The organism is Micromonospora sp. NPDC051227 (genome assembly GCF_044455385.1).
In the GTDB taxonomy this organism is placed as follows: domain Bacteria; phylum Actinomycetota; class Actinomycetes; order Mycobacteriales; family Micromonosporaceae; genus Micromonospora.
Map to the genome: position 1 here is coordinate 228934 of NZ_JBITET010000007.1, position 17948 is coordinate 246881.

The window sequence follows — 17948 nt, forward strand, 5'->3', positions numbered from 1 at the left end:
GGCTGAAAGTCACTCGCCCGCTCCGTCGACCTGCGGCAGCAGCGGCAGCCGAACCCGGAAGGTGGCCCCGCCGCCGGGCGTCTCGGCCACCTCGACCGAGCCGTGGTGGGCGGCGACCAGCGCCGCCACGATGGCCAGGCCGAGGCCGGTGCCGGTGTTGCCGTCGGCCCGCCGGGTACGGGCCGCGTCCGCCCGGTAGAACCGCTCGAAGACGCGTTCGGCCTGCTCGGCCGAGAGGCCGGGGCCGGTGTCGGCGACCTCCACGACGGCGAAGCCACCGGGTTCGGCGCGCAGCCGTACGAGGACCTCGGCCTCCGCCGGGGTGTGGGTGAGCGCGTTGGTGACCAGGTTGCCGATCACCTGCCGCAGCCGCGCGTCGTCGGCGGAGACGACGAGCGGGCCGGATTCCGGCCTGATCTCCAGCTCGATCCGCCGGTCCGGCGCCATCGCCCGTGCGGCCTGCACCGCGTCGGAGGCGAGCACCGGCAGCTCCACCGGGGTCAGCGAGAGCGGCCGTTCCATGTCCAACCGGGCGAGCAGCAGCAGATCCTCCACCAGCAGCCCCATCCGGGCCGCCTCGTCCTCGATGCGGCGCAGCAGGCCGGCGGTCTGTTCCGGCGCACGGGCGGCACCCTGCCGGTACAGCTCGGCGAAGCCACGAATTGTGGTGAGCGGAGTCCGCAGCTCGTGCGAGGCGTCGGCGACGAACTGCCGCATCCGCTCCTCGGAGCGGATGGCCCGCGCCTCGGACGCCTGAGCTGCTGCGGCGGCGTCCCGGGCGGCGCTCTCCGCCCACCGGGCCGAGGTCTCCGACGCGGCACGGGCGGTGAACGCCGCCTCGATCTGGGTGAGCATCGCGTTCAGCGCACGGGAGAGCCGGCCCAGCTCCGAGGTCGGCTCGGCCTGGCCCTCCTCCGGGTCGGGCACCCGGCGGGTCAGGTCACCGCCGGCGATCGCAGCGGCGGTCTGTTCGATCTCGACAAGGGGCTTGAGGCTGGTCCGGACGATCGCCGCGCCGACCGAGGCCAGCATGATCAGCACTGCGCCACCGACCAGGAGGTCTATCCAGACGAGCTGCTTCACCGCCCGGTCCACCTCGGTCAGCGGCTGACCCACGGCCAGCACCGAGCCGTCCGGTTGAGCCGCGTAGTAGACCCGCCACCGGGTGAGGCGATCGTGTGAGATGACCGTCCGCGGCTCGCCCTCCGCCGCCTCGAAGTCCTTGCGGCTGGCAGGAAAAGTGGGCAGCTGATCGGGGTCGAAGTTGCGCTTGTCGTACTGGGGGTCGTACACCCGCCGCTCGTCGGCCACGATCACGACGTAGTCGCTGGGCAGCACCACGCCGACCTCACCGCTGCGCAGCTTCAGTTGCACCTGGCCGAGGCCCTGGGCGGTCGACCGGACCTGCCCGTCGACCTGGCCCTCCAGGTAGTTGCGGAGGAAGTACGCGGTCAGCGAGCTGATCACCAGAAGCGCGACGGCGACCAGCGCGAGCACCGAGGTGACCAGCTTCACCCGCAGCGGAACGCTGCGCACCCGTCCCTTCGCCTGCTGGACCGCGTTCACGCCGCCGGCTTGCGCAGGACGTATCCGACGCCGCGAAGGGTGTGGATCAGGCGGGGTTGGGTGGTGTCGACCTTGCGCCGCAGGTACGAGATGTAGGACTCGACGATGTTGTCGTCGCCCCGGAAGTCGTAGTTCCAGACGTGGTCGAGGATCTGCGCCTTGGAGAGCACCCGGTTGGCGTTGAGCATCAGGTAGCGAAGCAGCTTGAACTCGGTCGGCGAGAGCTGCACCCGCTGGCCGGCACGGTGCACCTCGTGGGTCTCCTCGTCCAACTCCAGGTCCGCGAAGGTGAGCCGGGACGGTGCCTGCTCGCCGGTCGTGGTGCGGCGCAGCACGGCGCGGATCCGGGCGGTCAGCTCCTCCAGGCTGAACGGCTTCGTGACGTAGTCGTCGCCGCCCAGGGTCAGCCCACGGATCTTGTCGTCGGTGGCGTCCCGGGCGGTCAGGAACACCACAGGGGTACGCGTGCCGCCCTCGCGGAGCATCCGGATGACCTCGAAGCCGTCGAGGTCGGGGAGCATCACGTCGAGCACCACCAGGTCGGGCCGGTGGTCCTTGGCGGCGTTGAGCGCGGCGCTCCCACTTGTCGCGGTGGCCACGTCGAAGCCCGCGAACCGCAGGCTCGCGGAGAGCAGTTCGAGGATGTTGGGGTCGTCCTCGACGACGAGCAGTCGCGCCTCGGTCTGGGTAGCGGGCATGCGCCCATCATCGGTGACTTCACTGCGCCAGCGCTGGACACTTCCTGCAAAAAGGCTGTGAGTCGCCGGCCGTCCGGCGACGCCGGTCAGCGGAGCAGACGACGCAGCCCGTCGAGGGCGCCGTCGAGCAGCCGGATCGCCGTGCGCAACTGGGTGTCGCTGAACTGTCGGGCGCGCATCAGCCGGCCCACCTCGGCGGTGAACGCGGCCAGCCGCTGGTCCAACTCGTCGAGCAGCTCGGCCTGCGGCCCTCCGGTCGACGCCGGGCGGGGCGGCGGCGCGGGCGCCTCCCACCGGGCCCGCCGGGTCTGCCGGGTGGCCTCGCTCAGCTCCCGCTTGAGGTCGCGTGCCGATCCGCGTACCTCGCTGCGGATCTCGCCGGCCAGGCTGGAGAGATCCGCCACGGAGGCCGCGATGTCCGTTTCCAGCGCTGTCAACTCGTCGGCCCGCTGGCGCAGCTCCGCCCGGCCGGCATCGGTGATGTCGTACGTCTTGCGGCCGCCGGCCGCGGTGTGGCTGACCAGACCCTCGACCTCCAGCCGTTGCAGGCGGGGGTAGATGGTGCCGGCGCTGGGCGCGTACAGCCCGAGGAAGCGGTCCTCCAGCAGGCGGATCAGCTCGTAGCCGTGCTTCGGGCCGTCGTCGAGGAGCTTGAGCAGGTAGAGCCGGAGCCGCCCGTGGCTGAACACGGCGGTCACGGCAGCTCCTCTTCATCGTCGTCGACGGCTCGGGCGAGCAGGGCGATGCTCCCCGAGGTCGCGGAAGCCCAGAGCTTACCTTCGCCGGCGCCGAGCACCCCCTCGCTGCTGGGCAGCGGGAACGTCGAGGTGCGCAGCTGCGGGAAGCCGCTGGTGATCCGGCCGGAGGCGGTGTTCAGCTGGACGGCGAGGTCGCTGTCCGCGCGGACCCGGACGGTGATGCTGCCCGAGATGGTGGTCAACCGGATCTCGCTGCGCCGGGGGTTGTCCAGATCGCAGGTGATGGCGCCGGAGACGGTCTGTGCCCGCACCCGGTCGGCGGCGCTGTCGGCGAGGATCACCTCCCCGGAGACCGTCTCCACAGTGAGGTCGCCGCGGACGCCGAGCGCCTCCACCGGCCCCGAGGTGAGCTTCGCGGAGGTGCTGCCGCGCAGCCCCATCAGGGTGATCTGGCCGGCGACGACGTTGGCGGTGGTCTGTCGGCGCAGGCCGGAGGCGACCAGCGAGCCCGCGACCAGGCCCAGATCGGCGAGGACGTCGGCGGGCACCGCGATGGAGACGTCCACCCGGGGATAGCGGTGGATCATCCGGAACCAGCGCAGGACGTCCGACCAGCCCCGACCGCGCTCCTGGCGGATGCTGAGCCGACCGTCGGTGTGGTCGATCAGGACCGGCCGACGGCCGACCTGGGTCACGTCGATCCGGGCCGGCCCGTCGGTGGCGACCACGTTGAGCCGCCCACTGATCAGTCGAACGTCCAGCCGGACGACCGGAGCGTCCACTGTGAGCCGTTGCGGGCTCTCGACCGTCCATCCGGCCATGGCGTCCCCCTCTCGACGACGCGCGGGAGGCACGCCGACAGAAGGAGAATGTAACGCGATACATCGCGACACCACAAGACAGGTCGCGAGTTGGTCGCCGGCTCGGCGTTCGGCGTGCGCTCCTCAGGCCGCCAGGTCCAGCTCCCGATCAGCAGGCGGAGCGGGCACGGGAACGGCCGGGGTCATCGTCGGCACCGGCCGCAGCCGGGCCCGCGCCACGGCACCCGCCGTCGGCACCAGGTGTACGGCCGACTCGGCGGCCCGGGCCAGCAACCGCCGATCGGCGTCACGGGCCGGGTGCAGCGCGGCGGCGATCGTCACCGAGACCACCAACTCCCGCGCCGCGACCACCCGTGCCACCGAGCGCAGCAGGGTGTCCGCACCGAGGAAGGCGGCTGCCGTGGTGGTCGACCCGGTGGCCGCACAGCGATAGGTGAGCCGCAGCGGAACCACCGGGCTGCCCGTGTCGATCGCCGCCTGGAACGTCGCGGGCCGGAACCCACCGCCGGGGCGGCAGTCGGTGGCACCGTTGCGGGCACACCACGTCGTACCCTCCGGAAAGACCGCCACCGACCGCCCGGCGCGCAGCGCGTCGGCGACCCGGGCGACGGTCCTCGGCAGCGCCAGCGGCCGGGCACGGTCCACGAAGACCGTGCCCGCCGCCGCGGCCAGCAGGCCGACCACCGGCCAGGAGCGGATCTCCCGTTTCGCCACCATCCGGGTGGGCGCGACCGCCAGCACCGCGAGGATGTCCAGCCAGGAGACATGGTTCGCGACCAGCAGCGCGCGCCGTCGGGGCAACCGACCCCGGACCACGAGGCGGACGCCGAAGGCGCGCGCGGTGGCCCGCGACCAGCCGCTGACCAGCGCGCGCCGTTCCCGGCTGGGGAGCACGGGCAGCAGCAGCACCACCGGGATCCCGGCCAGCAGCATGCCGAGCGCGGCGGCCAGCCGGAGCACCCGGCGGGCCACCGGCACCGTGGGCACCTCGCCCGCCGTCGGCAGGCAGTCGTCGTCGCAACCCGAGGCGGGCCGCCACAGGTCGCGCGGCACGGCGGTCACCGCTGCTCCCCGCCGAGGAAGTGCCGCAGGTAGCGCGGGTTCATCCGGTCCAGGGAGAAGAGGACGTAGAAGTCCGCGCACCCGAAGTCGCTGTCGTAGGACGGCTCGCCGCAGATCCACGCGCCGAGCCGGAGGTAGCCGCGCAGCAGCGGCGGAACCGCGACCCGCCCGGACGGGGCAGCGGTGACCGGGCCGGCGGCGGCCGCCTCGGTGAACCAGGGCCGCAACGGACGGACCCGCAGCGGCGGCGGTGACAGGTGCCGGGCCCGGGCCTGGGTCCACACCTCGGCCACGGTCCGCCCGCCGTCGGCCACCGGCACCGACGCGCAGCCGCCGAGCCAGCGGGAGCCGCGCAGGTGCAGGTACCTGATGATGCCGGCCCACATCAGGTTGATCACCGCGCCGGAGCGGTGGCCCGGGTGCACACAGGACCGACCTGCCTCGACCAGGTCGTCGCGGAGCGGGTCGAGCGGGCTCAGGTCGAACTCGTCCTCGGCGTAGCGCCGGGTGGTGCGCCCCGGCGGCAGCAGTCGGTACGTGCCGACCACCTCACCGGTGCTGTCCTCGCGGACGATCAGGTGGTCGCAGTACGCGTCGAAGGGGTCGACGTCCAACCCGGCCTCGCCGGGGAGGGTGGCGCCGAGCTCGGTGGCGAACACCTCGTGGCGCAGGCGTTGCGCGGCCGCGACCTGGGTGGGGTCGTCGGCGATCAGCACTGTGTATCCGCTGGTCTTCAGGGGTGTGCCAGCGGCATGCAGAACGGCCATGGGATCTGTGTAGGTGCCCGGGTTGCCATCCACGGGGACCACTGGTGTCGATCGGATGAACGCCGGCAGGCGAGACCGCCAGCGACGCCCGGCGCGGACCGTGCGAGGCTGCCGGACCAGGCCGGCGAAGGCGCCGACACGCACCACCGGAGGTCGACGATGCGCATCGAAACCCGCTACAACGGGCCCGCCGGTTCCGGCAACGGCGGCTGGAGCGCGGGGATCTTCGCCGCCGAGGCGGACGGCAGCGGGCCGATCGAGGTGACGCTGCGCCGGCCACCACCGCTGGAGACCGAGCTGACAGTGGTCGACGGCGAGGTCCGGGACCCGGCCGGCGAGCTGGTGGCCGAGGTGCGCCCGGCCGGGGTGATCGATGCCGTCGTACCCCCGGTCGACCTGGAGACGGCGGTGGCCGCCGCGGCCCGCTACCCTGGCCTGGTCGAGCATCCGTTCCCCAGCTGTTACGTGTGCGGGCCGCAGCGGGCCGACGGACTGCGGATCTTCCCCGGCCGGCTGCCCGATGGCCGGACAGCCGCGCCGTTCCGCGCGCCCGCACAGGTCAGCGCGGCCACGGTCTGGGCTGCGCTGGACTGCCCCGGTGGTTGGGCGGTGCTCGCGCCGGGCCGCCCGTACCTGCTGGGCCGGATCGCCGCCGTGGTCGAGGCGCTGCCCGGGGCGGGCGACGAGTGCGTGGTGACCGGGGCGTTGCTGCGCGTCGATGGGCGCAAGGCGCTCGTGCACACGAGCCTGTACGCCCCGGACGGCTCGTTGCTCGGCGCGGCGCGGGCGACCTGGATCGCCAGTTGAATCCGGGCCGTAGTCCGCAGGGATGAGTCACCTCCACCCCGCGACGGAGGCAGACGTACTGACCGCGCCTGATTGACCTTGTTGCCACGGGCCGTCACGCTGTGCCACGGCGTACCTCGACGCCACACACGGGAGGAGAACGATGACTGACGGGCAGCGAAGCCCCACCAGCGACGGTCAGATCGTGGTGTCCGGTCTGACGAAGCAGTACAAGAACGTCCGGGCGGTGAACAACCTGTCCTTCACCGTGGCGCCGGGACGGGTGACCGGCTTCCTCGGCCCGAACGGCGCAGGCAAGACCACCACGCTGCGCATGCTGCTGAATCTGGTCACGCCGACCGCCGGCACGGCCACCATCAGCGGCCAGCGGTACGTCGACCTGGCCAACCCGCTGCGGCAGGTCGGCGCGGTGCTGGAGGCGTCCAGCGCACACAAGGGCCGCACCGGCATCAACCACCTCCGGGTCATCTGCGCGGCGGCCGGGCTGCCCAAGCAGCGGGCCGACGAGGCGTTGGCCCTGGTGGGGCTTACCCCGGCGGCGAAGCGCAAGTTCAAGGGTTACTCGCTGGGCATGAAGCAGCGGCTCGGTATCGCCGCCGCGATGCTCGGTGACCCCCGCGTGCTGATCCTCGACGAGCCGGCCAACGGGCTGGACCCGGAGGGCATCCGGTGGATGCGTGGGTTCCTCAAGAACCTCGCCCACGAGGGTCGTACGGTGCTGGTCTCCAGCCACCTGTTGTCGGAGATGCAGCTGCTCGCCGACGACGTGGTGATCATCGCGGCCGGGCAGTTGGTCCGGCAGGGTCCGGTCGACCAGGTGCTCGGGTCGATGGCCCAGGGCGCCCGGGTCCGGGTCCGCACCCCGCAGGCCGAGGCGCTGACCGCCGCCCTCAAGGCGCAGTCGGCCACCGTGGACGTCGACGAGCACGGCGTGCTGCTGGTCGCCGGGGTGGACGCCCCGACGATCGGCCGGTCCGCCCTCGCGGCAGGGGTCGAGCTGCACGAACTGACCACCGAACGGCCCGATCTGGAACGGGTCTTCCTGGAGCTGACGGCCGGAAAGGCGGGCATCCGATGAACCTGGTCCGATCCGAGCTACTCAAGATCCGTACCACCAGCACCTGGTGGTGGCTGGCCCTCGGCGCGTTCCTCTCGATCGCCCTGGCGTTCGCGATCAACGCGTGGTTGGCCGTCACGACGCTCGGTGGCGACGCCGAGGAGATCGGCGTCAGCGCCGAGCAGGCGACCGCGCCGGCGCAGGCGGCGAACCTCTACACCTCGGGCCAGTACCTCGGGCTGATGTTCGTGATGCTCATCGGCATCCTGATGGTCACCAACGAGTTCTTCCACCAGACCGCGACCACGACGTTCCTGACGACTCCCCGGCGAACGTCGGTCATCGTCAGCAAGCTCGTCGCCGCCAGCCTGCTCGGCTTCATGTTCTGGCTGGCGACCACGCTCATCGACCTGGCCGCCGGCGCGATCTTCCTGTCCGCGAATGATTACGGCACCCAGCTCGGTGAGTGGCCGGTGCAGCGGGCACTGCTGTTCAACCTGCTGGCCTACGCCATCTGGACGATCCTCGGGGTGGGCATCGGCACGCTGATCACCAACCAGCTCGGAGCGGTGATCACGGCGGCGGTGCTCTATCTGATCGGCACCCAGGTGGTGGGTCTGCTGTTCCTGCTCCTGTCGAACGTGCTCGACAGCCAGGCGGTGCTCAAGTGGCAGGTGATCTGGCCCGCCGTGGCATCCCAGGTCATGATCACCGAGGGCACCTCGGAGTTCACACCGTCCTGGTGGGTCGGTGCCCTGGTGCTGATCGGCTACGCGCTGGTCAGCGGAATTGCCGGAGTTCTGCTCACCCGGCGGCGCGACATCGCCTGATGGCGTCTGCGACCCCGGGGCGGCTGGCCGCTCCGGGGTCGGGCGTCACGCTCGGCGACCGGCCGCGCGAGGGTCGGGTGTTACCAGTTCGACACGGTGCGCGCAGGCGTTGCCGAACTTCTGGCATCTTCTGTGAAACCGGCCACGGGACCGAGGCGGAAATGCCTGCGGGATCGGTACGGCGTAGCCTGGGAGCCGTCTAGTCCGTGCTCCTAATCGGGCGCGACGGACCCACCGCGTGCCACACAAACCCGCGTGAAAGAGGCGATTACCGGCCGTGTCGACCCAGCAGACTTCGCAGGAGAACCCACTGGCGGGTTTCGGCCCGAATGAGTGGATCGTCGAGGAGATGTACCAGCGTTACCTCGCCGACCCATCGAGCGTCGATTCGGCCTGGCACGACTTCTTCGCCGACTACCGGCCGGCACCGGGAGCGGGCACACCGCGCGGCGCCGGATCGTCGGACAAGCCAGCCGCCGCCCCGGAGCCGGACGGTCAGCCGGAGGCAGCCGCCACTGTCGCCCAGCCGAGCGCCCCGGCCAAGCCGGTGACCGCGAGCAAGCCGGCCGCCGCCCAGCCGGCGCCGGCCAAGCCGGCCGCTCCGGCCACACCGAAGGCCGCGCCGGAGAAGACCGCTCCGGAGAAGACCGCTCCGGCCAAGCCGGCCGCCAAGGCCGCCGCGCCGAGTGCCGACGGCCCGCAGACCACGCCGTTGCGGGGCGTCGCGGCGAAGATCGTCCAGAACATGGACGCCTCGCTGAGCGTGCCCACAGCGACCAGCGTGCGCGCGGTCCCGGCCAAGCTGCTGGTGGACAACCGCATCGTGATCAACAACCACCTCGCCCGTGGGCGGGGCGGCAAGGTCAGCTTCACCCACCTGGTCGGCTACGCGATGGTGCGCGCGCTGGTCCAGCACCCGGAGATGAACAACTCCTTCACCGAGGCCAACGGCAAGCCGGCGGTGGTCCGCCCGGCACACGTCAACCTCGGCATCGCGATCGACCTCGCGAAGCCCGACGGCAGCCGCAACCTGGTGGTCCCCTCCATCAAGGGCTGCGAGCAGATGGACTTCCGGCAGTTCTGGCAGGCGTACGAGGACGTGGTCCGACGGGCGCGGCGCAACGAGCTGACCATGGAGGACTACTCCGGCACCACGATCTCGCTGACCAACCCGGGCGGCATCGGCACCGTGCACTCGATGCCGCGGCTCATGCAGGGGCAGAGCGCGATCATCGGCGTCGGCGCGATGGAGTACCCCGCCCCCTACCAGGGGATGTCCGAGGCCACCCTCGCCGAGCTGGCGGTCAGCAAGATCATCACGCTGACCAGCACGTACGACCACCGGATCATCCAGGGTGCGCAGTCCGGCGAGTTCCTCAAGGTGATGCACGAGCTGATCCTGGGCGAGCACGGCTTCTACGACCAGATCTTCACCGCGCTGCGCATCCCGTACGAGCCGGTGCGCTGGATGCGCGATGTCGCTGTCAACTCCGAGGGTCAGATCAACAAGACCGCCCGGGTGCACGAGCTGATCCACGCGTACCGGGTGCGCGGTCACCTGATGGCTGACACCGACCCGCTGGAATTCAAGATCCGCAAGCACCCCGACCTGGACGTCCTCCAGCACGGGCTCACCCTGTGGGACCTGGACCGCGAGTTCCCGGTCAACGGCTTCGCCGGCCGGCAGCGGATGAAGCTGCGCGAGATCCTCGGCGTGCTGCGCGACTCGTACTGCCGCCGGGTCGGCATCGAGTACATGCACATCCAGGACCCGGAGGAGCGGCGCTGGGTCCAGGAACGGATCGAGCGCAAGTACGAGAAGCCCTCCGCCGACGAACAGAAGCACGTGCTCAACCGGCTCAACGCCGCCGAGGCGTTCGAGACCTTCCTGCAGACGAAGTACGTCGGCCAGAAGCGCTTCTCGCTGGAGGGCGGCGAGTCGTTGATCCCGCTGCTCGGTGAGGTGCTGGAGTCCTCCGCCGAGAACGGGCTGGACGAGGTCGTCATCGGCATGGCCCACCGGGGTCGGCTCAACGTGCTGGCCAACATCGTCGGCAAGCCGTACGAAAAGATCTTCTCGGAGTTCGAGGGTCACCTGGACCCGCGCTCGACGCAGGGCTCCGGCGACGTGAAGTACCACCTGGGTCAGAACGGCAAGTTCACCACCCCCGACGGCGAGCACGCGGTCAAGGTGTCGGTGGTGGCCAACCCGTCGCACCTGGAGGCCGTCGACCCGGTGCTGGAGGGCATCGTCCGGGCCAAGCAGGACCGGATCGACCTCAAGCTGGAGGGCTACACAGTGCTGCCGCTGGCGGTGCACGGTGACGCCGCCTTCGCCGGGCAGGGCGTGGTCGCCGAGACGCTCAACCTGTCGCAGCTGCGCGGCTACCGCACCGGCGGCACCGTGCACGTGGTGGTGAACAACCAGGTCGGCTTCACCACCGCCCCGGAGTACAGCCGGTCCAGCCTCTACAGCACCGACGTGGCCCGGATGATCCAGGCGCCGATCTTCCACGTCAACGGCGACGACCCGGAGGCCGTGGTCCGGGTGGCCCGGCTGGCCTTCGAATACCGGCAGACGTTCAACAAGGACGTCGTGATCGACATGGTCTGCTACCGCCGGCGCGGGCACAACGAGGGCGACGACCCGTCGATGTCCAACCCCCAGATGTACAAGATCATTGACTCGAAGCGCTCGGTCCGCAAGCTCTACACCGAGGAACTGATCGGTCGCGGTGACATCACCGTGGAGGACGCGGAGGAGCTGCTGCGCGACTACCAGGCGCAGCTGGAGAAGGTCTTCAAGGCCACCCGGGACGCCGCCTCGGCACCGCGCCAGCTCAACCGGCCGCGCCGCGAGGAGGAGCCGGAACCGCAGGTCGACACCGCCACCGACGCGTCAGTGGTCAAGGCCATCGGCGAGGCGCACATCAACCTGCCGGAGGGCTTCACCCCGCACAAGCGGATCCAGCAGCTGCTGGACCGGCGGGCCAAGATGTCCGTCGAGGGCAACATCGACTGGGGCTTCGGCGAGATCATCGCGCTCGGGGCGCTGCTGCACGACGGGGTCACCGTCCGGCTCGCCGGGCAGGACTCTCGTCGCGGCACGTTCGTCCAGCGGCACGCCTCGGTGGTCGACTCCCGCACCGGCGACGACTACCTGCCGCTGAAGTCGCTCACCGGCGACGGCGACCGCTCCCGGTTCTTCGTGCACGACTCGCTGCTCAGCGAGTACGCGGCGATGGGCTTCGAGTACGGCTACTCGGTGGAGAACATCAACGCCCTCGTCGCCTGGGAGGCCCAGTTCGGCGACTTCGTCAACGGCGCCCAGTCGGTGATCGACGAGTTCATCTCGTCGGGTGAGGTGAAGTGGGGCCAGCGCTCCGCCATCACCCTGCTGCTGCCGCACGGCCACGAGGGTCAGGGCCCGGACCACACCTCCGGCCGGCCGGAGCGGTTCCTGCAGATGTGCGCCGAGGACAACATGCGGGTGTCCATCCCGACGACCCCGGCGAACTACTTCCACCTGCTGCGCCGCCAGGCCCTGTCGCCCAAGCGCAAGCCGCTGGTGGTGTTCACGCCGAAGTCGCTGCTGCGGCACAAGCTCTGCGTCTCGTCGGTGGAGGACTTCACCACCGGCACCTTCCAGCCGGTGCTGCGCGACACGGCCGCCCCGGCGCCGGAGGCGGTGAAGCGGGTGCTGCTCTGCTCCGGCAAGGTCTACTACGACCTGTTCCAGGCCCGGCAGGAGCGCGGCGTCACCGACACCGCGGTCCTCCGGCTGGAGCAGCTGTACCCGCTGCCGGTGGAGGAGATCCGGGCCGCCCTCGCGCAGTTCCCGAACGCCGAGGACTTCGCCTGGGTGCAGGAGGAGCCGGCCAACCAGGGTGGCTGGTCGTTCGTCGCGCTCAACCTGCTGGAGCACCTCACTGACGTTCGGCTGCGGCGGATCTCCCGCCCGGCCGCGGCCGCCCCGGCGGTCGGCTCGGCCAAGACCCATGAGGTCGAGCAGAACGCGCTGATCGAGGCGGCTCTCCCCCGCCCGTGACCTGACCTGAGCACGGAAACCGGGGCAGGACCGTTTCACCACGGTCCTGCCCCGGCTCTCGTAGGTCCCGCCGGTCCACCCGCCGGCCGGTTGACCATCCACCCAGCACCGACCCGGCCGCCCGAGCCGGGCCGGGCCGAGCACAAGGACATACCCATGTACTTCACCGACCGTGGCATCGAGGAGCTGGTCGAGCGCCGGGGCGAAGAGCAGGTGACCCTGGAGTGGCTCGGCGAGCGCCTGCGCGACTTCGTCGACCTCAACCCCGACTTCGAAACCCCCATCGAGCGCCTGGCAACCTACCTGGCCCGCCTGGACGACCCCGACGACGAAGACGCCTAACCCACACCCCCCACCCCACCCCGCCCCAGCGGGTTGATCATGAAGTTGTCCGCGCGTGTCGTCGGCGTGTCGGGCGACAACTTCATGATCACAGGGGTGAGGGGCCGGGCTGGCAGGGCCGGAGGGCCCGGGTGGGGGGCCTTGCGATCTTCTAGGGTGGGGCTGTGGCCCGAAGTGTGTATCTGACGAGCGTGGGGTCCGGCGGGGGCAAGTCGACGATTGCCCTCGGGTTGGCGGAGTTGCTGTCCCGCCAGGTCGGGCGGATCGGCGTGTTCCGGCCGCTGGTGGCCGACACCGGCCAGGACCCGATCCTCGCCCTGCTGAGCGAGCGCTACCGGGTCGAGGTGCCGCTGTCCGAGTTGGCCGGGGCGAGCTACGCCGAGGCTTCGGCGCTCGTCGCCGACGGCCGACGGGAGCAGCTCATCTCCGCCATCGTCGAGCGCTACCGGGCGGTGGAGCGGCAGTGCCCGGCGGTGGTCGTGGTGGGCAGTGACTTCGACGAACCGGGCGACCCGGCCCACCCCCGGGAACTGGCCTTCAACGCTCGGCTGGCCACCGAGTTCGGCAGCGTGGTGGTGCCGGTGGTGGACGGCTTCGGGCAGGAGCCGGCGGCCGTCGCGTCGGCGATGCGGGGGGCCTACCACGATCTGGCCGACCTCGGCGCGACGGTGCTCGCGGTGATCGCCAACCGGGTGACCGAGCCGATGACGCTGCCCGACCTGCCGGTCCCCGCGTACGCCATCCCGGAGGTGCCGAGCGTGTCCGCGCCGACGGTGGCCGAGGTGGCGGCGGCGCTCGGCGCCACCCTGCTGGCCGGGGACGACGCCGCGCTCGGTCGCGACGTGCTGGACTTCGTGGTCGGCGCGGCACACGTGCCGACAGTGCTGGGCCACCTCACCGAGGGCGCCCTGGTGATCACCCCTGGGGACCGGGCCGACCTGCTCGTCGCCGCGAGCGCCGCGCACGTGGCCGGGCAGGTGTCGGTGGCCGGGCTGGTGCTCACCCTCGGCGAGCAGCCCGACCCCAGGGTGATGCGGCTGGTTGAGGGGCTCAACACCGGGTTGGCGGTGCTCTCCGTGCGTCTCGACAGCTACGACACGGTGGCCGCGTCCAGTCGCATCGAGGGCCGGCCCAGCGCGACCAATTTCCGCAAGGTGGAGGCCGCGCTCGGGGCGTTCGAGCGCTGTGTGGACACCGACGACCTGGCCCGTCGGCTGCGGGTCAGCCGGTCGGCGCGGGTCACCCCGCTGATGTTCGAGAACGAGCTGATCGACCGGGCCCGCTCGAAGCCCCGGCACCTGGTGTTGCCGGAGGGCACCGACGAGCGGATCCTGCGCGCGGCGGAGATCCTGCTACGGCGTGGAGTGGCCGAGCTGACGGTGCTCGGCCAGCCGGACGGCATCGCCCGGCGCACCCGGGAGCTGGACATCGACCTCGGCGACGCGCAGGTGGTCGACCCGGGCACCAGCGAGTGGCGCGACGACTTCGCCGCCGAGTACGCCCGGCTGCGCGCCCACCGGGGCGTCACCGCCGAGTTGGCGCACGACGTCGTGGCCCAGCCCAACTACTTCGGCACGCTGATGGTGGCCACCGGCCGAGCCGACGGCATGGTCTCCGGCGCTACGCACACCACCGCCGCGACCATCCGGCCGGCGTTCGAGATCATTCGTACGCTGCCGGACGTCTCGGTGGCCTCCAGCGTCTTCTTCATGCTGCTCGCCGACCGGGTGCTGGTCTACGGCGACTGCGCGGTCAACCGCGACCCGGACGCGGCCCAGCTCGCCGACATCGCGATCTCGTCGGCCGACACCGCCGCCCGGTTCGGCATCGAACCCCGGGTGGCCATGCTGTCGTACTCGACCGGCAGCTCCGGCGCGGGCGCCGACGTGGAGAAGGTCGCCGCGGCCACCGCGCTGGTCCGGGAGCGCCGGCCGGATCTGCTGGTCGAGGGGCCCATCCAGTACGACGCGGCGATCGACCCGGCGGTGGCGGCCACGAAGCTGCCCGACAGCCCCGTCGCCGGGCACGCCACGGTCTTCATCTTCCCGGACCTGAACACCGGCAACAACACGTACAAGGCGGTGCAGCGCTCCGCCGGGGCGGTCGCCGTCGGCCCGGTCATGCAGGGCCTGCGGCGGCCGGTGAACGACCTGTCGCGGGGCGCCACGGTGCCGGACATCGTCAACACGGTGGCGATCACCGCCATCCAAGCGGCCACCGAGGAGGCGTCGTGAGTCAGGTGCTGGTGCTCAACTGCGGGTCGTCGTCGGTGAAGTGGCGTCGCTACGACGGTGACCGGGCACTCGACCACGGCACCGTCGAGCGGATCGGTGAGCCCGGTGGCGGCCCGGCGGACCACGCCGAGGCGGTCCGGCAGATCCTGGACGGGCTGGACCTGACCGGGCTGGCGGCGGTCGGACACCGGGTGGTGCACGGTGGCCGGACGTTCAGCGCGCCGGTACTGGTCGACGACGCGGTGCTGGCCGCGATCGAGGATCTGGTGCCGCTCGCCCCGCTGCACAACCCGGCCAACCTGGCCGGCATCGAGGTGGCCCGCGCGGCGCTGCCGGACGTCCCGCAGGTCGCCGTCTTCGACACCGCGTTCCACCACACACTGCCGGAGGCAGCGGCGACGTACGCGATCGACCGGGACACCGCCGAGCGGTACGACATCCGCCGGTACGGCTTTCACGGCACCTCGCACGCCTACGTGTCCCGGCGCACCGCCGAGCTGCTGGGTCGCCCGTACGAACAGGTCAACACGATCACCCTGCACCTGGGCAACGGGGCCAGCGCCTGCGCGGTGGCGAACGGTCGCAGCGTCGCCACCTCGATGGGCATGACCCCGTTGCAGGGGCTGGTGATGGGGACCCGCAGCGGCGACGTGGACCCGGCCGTGATCTTCCACCTGCGCCGTGAGGGCGGGCTGTCGGTGGACGACATCGACGACCTGCTCAACCACCGCAGTGGCCTGCTCGGGCTGAGCGGGGTCAACGACATGCGTGAGGTGCTCGAACGCCGGGCGGCCGGTGACCGGGCGGCGTCGCTGGCCTTCGACGTGTACTGCCGGCGCATCACCGGCTACGTCGGGGCGTACTACGCGCTGCTCGGCCGGGTCGACGCGATCACCTTCACCGCCGGGGTCGGCGAGCACGCCGCGCCGGTGCGGGCCGCCGCGCTGGCCGGGCTGGGCCGGCTCGGCATCGCCGTGGACGAGGCCCGCAACAACGGCGAGGGCGACCGGTTGATCTCCCCCGACGGGGCCGAGGTGAGCGTCTGCGTCATCCGCACCGACGAGGAGCGGGAAATCGCCAGGCAGACCCGGGACGTGGTCGCGGCGGCCCGGCGCCACTGAGGCGCGCACCCCCGGGAGGCCCGAGGGTGCGCGCGAGTCGGTGAAGCCCGTTCAGTGCGGCCGCAGCCAGGCGACCTGATCAGTGCAGCGCCAGCCAGGCGACTCGGTCAGCCGGTCGCCAGCCAGGCGACGAGTGCCACCAGCACCACGACGACCACTGCCGCACCGATGACGAGCGGCAGGCGGGACGGGGCCTCCGTCGGCGCCGCAGTCTCCGGCGTCTGGTTGAAGGCGCGGAACGCCTCGGTGTTGCCGCTGGGGTCCGTGTAGTTCTCAGGCATGCCGGTGACCCTAGCGAAGCTGGTCACGCGGCACCGTCCCCGGCCGGCGGCGTCCCAGGGGTGGACCCGGCCGGCGGAGGTGACCCGACCGGGTGGCGGATGCACCCGAGCCGGACGGCGGGGACGTTACGCCCGCCCGGGCACCTACCGTGGAACGATGGGGGCGGGCCGGCTGATGGCCGTACTGGTGACAGTGCTGCTGCCCGGTTGCGCCGGCCACGGCCACGGCTGGCGGGGCCGCCGGGCCGGTGTCGGCGCGTCGGGCGCCCGAGGGGTCGTACGCCGTCGGCGTGCGTACGCTCACCCTCGATCCGCGCTCGGCGCGCCCCCTGCCGGTGACGATCTGGTACCCGGTGTCGACCGATCAGGTGGCGGCCCGGATCGACGAGATCGTTCCGCCCGGAACGAACCGGTACAACCCCGAAGCCGACAGCGCAGCGCTAGGTGAGTCGACGGGCACACCGCGTCGAAGTCCACCGGGCACGTCAGCGGGGCAGGGCACAATCGGATTCATGCCACGTCGCGTCACCCCCGCCCTGCTGGCCAGCGCCGTGCTCATTGCCGGTCTGGTCGGCTGCTCGGCGGACGCCAGGAAGACCGAGGGCCAGCAGGCGCCCGTCGAACCATCACCCGCCGCCACGCCGACACCGCAGGTCCCCGCCGGAAAGGCCCCGCAGCGCGCCTTCGCGGTCGGCGTACGCCAGCTCAAGCTGAACCGGGACGGCCGCGCGCTGCCGACGACGCTCTGGTACCCGGCGGCCGGGCAGTCCGGCGGCGCGGCCAAGCGGTCGGCGACGGCGGCGGAGGGCCGGTTCCCGGTGGTGATGTTCAGTCACGGCTTGGGTGGGCGGCCGGACGACTACGCCACGCTGCTGACCCGCTGGGCGGCGGCGGGCTTCGTGGTGGCCGCGCCGGCGTTCCCGCACACCTCCCGGGGGGCTGACAACAACGTCCTCGACGTGCTCAACCAGCCCGCCGACGTGTCGTACGCGTTGGATCAGGTGCTGGCGTTGGACGGCAAGGCCGGCGACGCGTTGCGCGGCCGGTTGGACGGCGAGCGGGTGGCCGCGGCCGGGCATTCCGCGGGCGGGGTGACCACAATCGGCCTGTTCACCGCGAGCCGGGACGAGCGGCTGGACGCGGGTGTGGTGTTCGCCGGCACTGCGCTCGGCGTGGGCACCGCGTTCGCGGGTGCGGCCGCGCCGCAGCTGTTCGTGCACGGCGAGTTGGACGAGGTGGTCGAGTACGCGGCGGGCAAGGCCGCGTACGACAAGGTGCCCTGGCCGAAGGCGATGCTGAGCCTGCCCAAGGGCGACCACGGGCGGGCGCTGCTCGGTGACGGCGCGACGCTGCGGGTCGTCTCGGACACGTCTGTCGAGTTCCTGCGCTGGTCGCTCTACGGCGACGCCGACGCCAAGGAACGCATCCCCACCGACGCGACGCGTGGCGACATCGCCACCTTCGACGACCACCTCTGAGGCCCGCCCGCGCCGTGCGCGCCGACCCCTCAAGATCGCGCAGTAACCAGGAAGTAGTGGCCTCCGACGACGCGGAGGCCACTACTTCCATGATGTTGGGCGATCTTGCGGCGGGGCCAGGCCGAGCGGCGCGGCGCG

15 protein-coding genes are annotated in these 17948 nt (G+C 71.7%); 8 read left to right on the top strand and 7 right to left on the bottom strand.

What is annotated here, in order from left to right:
* Positions 1-9: 9 nt before the first annotated feature.
* The 6 genes from ACIA47_RS19590 to ACIA47_RS19615 all read right to left on the bottom strand — a co-directional run bounded on the left by ACIA47_RS19590 (position 10) and on the right by ACIA47_RS19615 (position 5612).
* Positions 10-1566, bottom strand: a complete 1557-nt coding sequence (locus tag ACIA47_RS19590; protein WP_203125367.1) for a HAMP domain-containing sensor histidine kinase — start codon at positions 1564-1566, stop codon at positions 10-12.
* Entirely contained in the window at positions 1563-2264 is a 702-nt protein-coding gene (locus ACIA47_RS19595; RefSeq protein WP_030336721.1) for a response regulator transcription factor, read from the bottom strand. Before ACIA47_RS19595 ends, ACIA47_RS19590 begins: the two co-directional genes overlap by 4 nt.
* A gap of 86 nt (positions 2265-2350) precedes the next feature.
* Complete coding sequence (locus tag ACIA47_RS19600) at positions 2351-2962, bottom strand: PadR family transcriptional regulator (protein ID WP_203125365.1); 612 nt, start codon at positions 2960-2962, stop codon at positions 2351-2353.
* Positions 2959-3783: a DUF4097 family beta strand repeat-containing protein gene (locus ACIA47_RS19605; protein ID WP_203125363.1), complete on the bottom strand. Its 825-nt coding sequence runs from the start codon at positions 3781-3783 to the stop codon at positions 2959-2961. Before ACIA47_RS19605 ends, ACIA47_RS19600 begins: the two co-directional genes overlap by 4 nt.
* A 123-nt stretch (positions 3784-3906) precedes the next feature.
* Entirely contained in the window at positions 3907-4845 is a 939-nt protein-coding gene (locus ACIA47_RS19610) for a lysophospholipid acyltransferase family protein (RefSeq protein ID WP_396709618.1), read from the bottom strand.
* Entirely contained in the window at positions 4842-5612 is a 771-nt protein-coding gene (locus ACIA47_RS19615) for a GNAT family N-acetyltransferase (protein WP_396709620.1), read from the bottom strand. Before ACIA47_RS19615 ends, ACIA47_RS19610 begins: the two co-directional genes overlap by 4 nt.
* 159 nt (positions 5613-5771) lie before the next feature.
* Here ACIA47_RS19615 and ACIA47_RS19620 point away from each other — a divergent pair, with 159 nt between their 5' ends.
* The 7 genes from ACIA47_RS19620 to ACIA47_RS19650 all read left to right on the top strand — a co-directional run bounded on the left by ACIA47_RS19620 (position 5772) and on the right by ACIA47_RS19650 (position 16051).
* A complete protein-coding gene (locus ACIA47_RS19620; RefSeq protein WP_396709622.1) occupies positions 5772-6419 on the top strand; it encodes a hypothetical protein in 648 nt (215 codons plus the stop codon).
* Positions 6420-6561: 142 nt separating this feature from the next.
* Complete coding sequence (locus ACIA47_RS19625) at positions 6562-7497, top strand: ABC transporter ATP-binding protein (RefSeq protein WP_203121787.1); 936 nt, start codon at positions 6562-6564, stop codon at positions 7495-7497.
* A complete protein-coding gene (locus ACIA47_RS19630; RefSeq protein ID WP_203121789.1) occupies positions 7494-8306 on the top strand; it encodes an ABC transporter permease in 813 nt (270 codons plus the stop codon). Before ACIA47_RS19625 ends, ACIA47_RS19630 begins: the two co-directional genes overlap by 4 nt.
* Before the next feature lie 277 nt (positions 8307-8583).
* Positions 8584-12354: a multifunctional oxoglutarate decarboxylase/oxoglutarate dehydrogenase thiamine pyrophosphate-binding subunit/dihydrolipoyllysine-residue succinyltransferase subunit gene (locus ACIA47_RS19635; RefSeq protein WP_396709625.1), complete on the top strand. Its 3771-nt coding sequence runs from the start codon at positions 8584-8586 to the stop codon at positions 12352-12354.
* A gap of 156 nt (positions 12355-12510) precedes the next feature.
* Entirely contained in the window at positions 12511-12696 is a 186-nt protein-coding gene (locus tag ACIA47_RS19640; protein WP_030490374.1) for a DUF6104 family protein, read from the top strand.
* Positions 12697-12860: 164 nt separating this feature from the next.
* Positions 12861-14930 (top strand): phosphate acetyltransferase, encoded by a 2070-nt coding sequence (pta, locus tag ACIA47_RS19645; protein WP_396709627.1) that lies wholly within the window; start codon positions 12861-12863, stop codon positions 14928-14930.
* Entirely contained in the window at positions 14927-16051 is a 1125-nt protein-coding gene (locus ACIA47_RS19650; protein WP_396709629.1) for an acetate/propionate family kinase, read from the top strand. The genes pta and ACIA47_RS19650 overlap by 4 nt, the downstream gene beginning before the upstream one ends.
* A gap of 107 nt (positions 16052-16158) precedes the next feature.
* Here the strand turns inward: ACIA47_RS19650 and ACIA47_RS19655 are convergent, their stop codons facing one another.
* Positions 16159-16332: a hypothetical protein gene (locus ACIA47_RS19655; RefSeq protein ID WP_396709631.1), complete on the bottom strand. Its 174-nt coding sequence runs from the start codon at positions 16330-16332 to the stop codon at positions 16159-16161.
* Positions 16333-16844: 512 nt separating this feature from the next.
* Here ACIA47_RS19655 and ACIA47_RS19660 point away from each other — a divergent pair.
* Positions 16845-17810 (top strand): alpha/beta hydrolase family protein, encoded by a 966-nt coding sequence (locus ACIA47_RS19660; RefSeq protein WP_396709633.1) that lies wholly within the window; start codon positions 16845-16847, stop codon positions 17808-17810.
* The last annotated feature ends 138 nt before the right edge of the window (positions 17811-17948 follow it).

What these genes read in the sequence shown, in the direction of transcription:
- ACIA47_RS19615 (WP_396709620.1), bottom strand. Translation starts at nt 5,612, where the DNA reads ATGGCCGTTCTGCATGCCGCTGGCACACCCCTGAAGACCAGCGGATAC.
- ACIA47_RS19660 (WP_396709633.1), top strand. Translation starts at nt 16,845, where the DNA reads ATGCCACGTCGCGTCACCCCCGCCCTGCTGGCCAGCGCCGTGCTCATT.
- ACIA47_RS19630 (WP_203121789.1), top strand. Translation starts at nt 7,494, where the DNA reads ATGAACCTGGTCCGATCCGAGCTACTCAAGATCCGTACCACCAGCACC.
- ACIA47_RS19595 (WP_030336721.1), bottom strand. Translation starts at nt 2,264, where the DNA reads ATGCCCGCTACCCAGACCGAGGCGCGACTGCTCGTCGTCGAGGACGAC.
- ACIA47_RS19625 (WP_203121787.1), top strand. Translation starts at nt 6,562, where the DNA reads ATGACTGACGGGCAGCGAAGCCCCACCAGCGACGGTCAGATCGTGGTG.
- ACIA47_RS19620 (WP_396709622.1), top strand. Translation starts at nt 5,772, where the DNA reads ATGCGCATCGAAACCCGCTACAACGGGCCCGCCGGTTCCGGCAACGGC.
- ACIA47_RS19655 (WP_396709631.1), bottom strand. Translation starts at nt 16,332, where the DNA reads ATGCCTGAGAACTACACGGACCCCAGCGGCAACACCGAGGCGTTCCGC.
- ACIA47_RS19605 (WP_203125363.1), bottom strand. Translation starts at nt 3,783, where the DNA reads ATGGCCGGATGGACGGTCGAGAGCCCGCAACGGCTCACAGTGGACGCT.
- ACIA47_RS19640 (WP_030490374.1), top strand. Translation starts at nt 12,511, where the DNA reads ATGTACTTCACCGACCGTGGCATCGAGGAGCTGGTCGAGCGCCGGGGC.